This window comes from Mycobacterium sp. NGS59 (genome assembly GCF_059812345.1).
This window is the reverse complement of sequence record NZ_JCALCN010000050.1, coordinates 1-1,750: the sequence shown is the minus strand read 5'-3', so window position 1 is coordinate 1,750 and position 1,750 is coordinate 1. Positions and strand designations below refer to the sequence as shown.

The 1,750-nt window shown below is 64.1% G+C and carries 2 protein-coding genes; both read left to right on the top strand.

What is annotated here, in order from left to right; genetic code table 11:
• The first annotated feature begins 68 nt into the window (after window positions 1-68).
• The gene (tnpA, locus tag AC5Y46_RS26090; protein WP_499993809.1) at window positions 69-482 is read left to right on the top strand and encodes an IS200/IS605 family transposase; all 414 of its coding nucleotides are present in this window, start codon (window positions 69-71) and stop codon (window positions 480-482) included.
• A gap of 2 nt (window positions 483-484) precedes the next feature.
• Window positions 485-1,714, top strand: a complete 1,230-nt coding sequence (locus tag AC5Y46_RS26085) for an RNA-guided endonuclease InsQ/TnpB family protein (protein WP_499993807.1) — start codon at window positions 485-487, stop codon at window positions 1,712-1,714.
• The last annotated feature ends 36 nt before the right edge of the window (window positions 1,715-1,750 follow it).

The following is a 1,750-nucleotide window of genomic DNA, read 5'->3' as shown; positions in this document are numbered from 1 at the left end:
AGCCGATCCCGTCTGTCGGTCCGCGTAGCGGACCGTGTTTGTCGTAGGCGGGGTTTATCGTGAGGCTCATGCAGTACCGGTCGACACGTAAATCGGTGTTTTCGGTGAAGTACCACGTGATTTGGTGCCCGAAGTACCGCCGTGATGTGTTGCGTGGGCCAATCCAGAAGCGGTTGAAGCAGATCATCGGAGAGGTGGTCGCCGAGTTTAACGGAATGGTGATTGAGGTCGAGACGATGCCCGATCATGTGCATCTGCTCGTCGAGCTGCCACCGCAGGTGGCGGTGTCAAAACTCGTTCAGATTCTGAAAGGGCGCTCGTCGCGGCGTCTTCGGCAGGAGTTCGCGCATCTGGGGCGGATGAAGTGTTTATGGTCCCCGTCCTGGTTCGTTTCCACCGTGGGTGGTGCGCCGTTGGAAGTGGTCAGGCGATATGTGGAGAACCAGAAAGTCGCCGCCGCGCGCCAGGGGAAGGTGGCGTAGCGGTGGCGCACCGGTACCGGCTGTATCCCACCGGTGAACAAGCGGCGTTTATGCTGGCCAGGCACTGTGCTGATGCCCGTTATGTGTGGAATCTCGCTGTGGAGCAGTTCAATTGGGGCCGTGCCGGGTGGTCCGCGCCGGGACCAGCTGCCCGGCAGAAACAACTCGCCCAGGCGCGGCAAGCGTTCGAATGGCTAGCGGCCGGGTCGTCGTCGGTGCAGCAGCAAGCGTTGCGGGACTTCGACCGCGCCGCGGCGGCGTACTTTGCCGGCACCCACCGGCGGCCGACATGGCGCCGCAAGTTTTTCGACGAGGGATTCTGTGTCCGCGATAGCCGCGTCGAGCTGATCAATGGCAAGTGGGCGCAACTGTTTGTACCCAAGCTCGGGTTCGTGAAGTTGCGGCTGTCCCGCCCGCTGCCGTCCGGCAAACTGGGCATGGCCCGGATCACCTGTAAGGCGGGCCGCTGGCATGTGGCGTTCCCTGCCCCACAACCGTCGGTCGCTGCCACGCAGGACAGAGATGGGCGCGCGGTCGGTATCGACCGGGGCGTGAAAACCACGCTGGCGCTCTCGGACGGCACGATGCTGCGGGCACCGATCATGCGTAGCGGCGAGCAGAAGAAGCTCGCCAGACTGCAGCGTCAGCTTGCCCGCTGCCGCAGAGGCAGTGTCCGGCGTGGCAAGGTGAAAGCCCGGATCGCGCGGCTGCACGCCGAGGTGGCTGATCGGCGCCGGGACTGGGTCGAAAAGACCACCACGCGGATCGCTGCCACTTACGGTGTGGTGGCCGTGGAGAAACTCGCGACCCGCAACATGGTGCGGGCACCGAAGCCTAAACCCGACCCCGACAACGAGGGTCACTACCTGCCGAACGGGAAAGCCGCGAAAGCCGGTCTGAACAAAGGGATATACGCGAACTGCTGGGGTGTGATCGCCCAGCGGCTCGACCACAAGATGTCCGCGTCCGGCACCGCACTCATCGTGGTGCCGGCCGCGTACAGCAGTCTGGAGTGCCGCAACTGTGGACACAGCGTAAAGGAAAACCGCAAGAGCCAAGCGGAATTCCAGTGCGTGAGATGTGGCCACCAAGACCACGCGGACCTTCAGGCAGCCACCACCATCCTCGCCCGGGCTACCACGCCCGCGCACACCTCCGGGCCGGAGGCAACACCCGCACCCGCGGGTGTGCTCGCGCAAGCGAGAAGACCCGATGACGCGCAAGCGGCATAGGGAATCCCGCGATCTTCAGTCGCGGGAGAAGGTCAA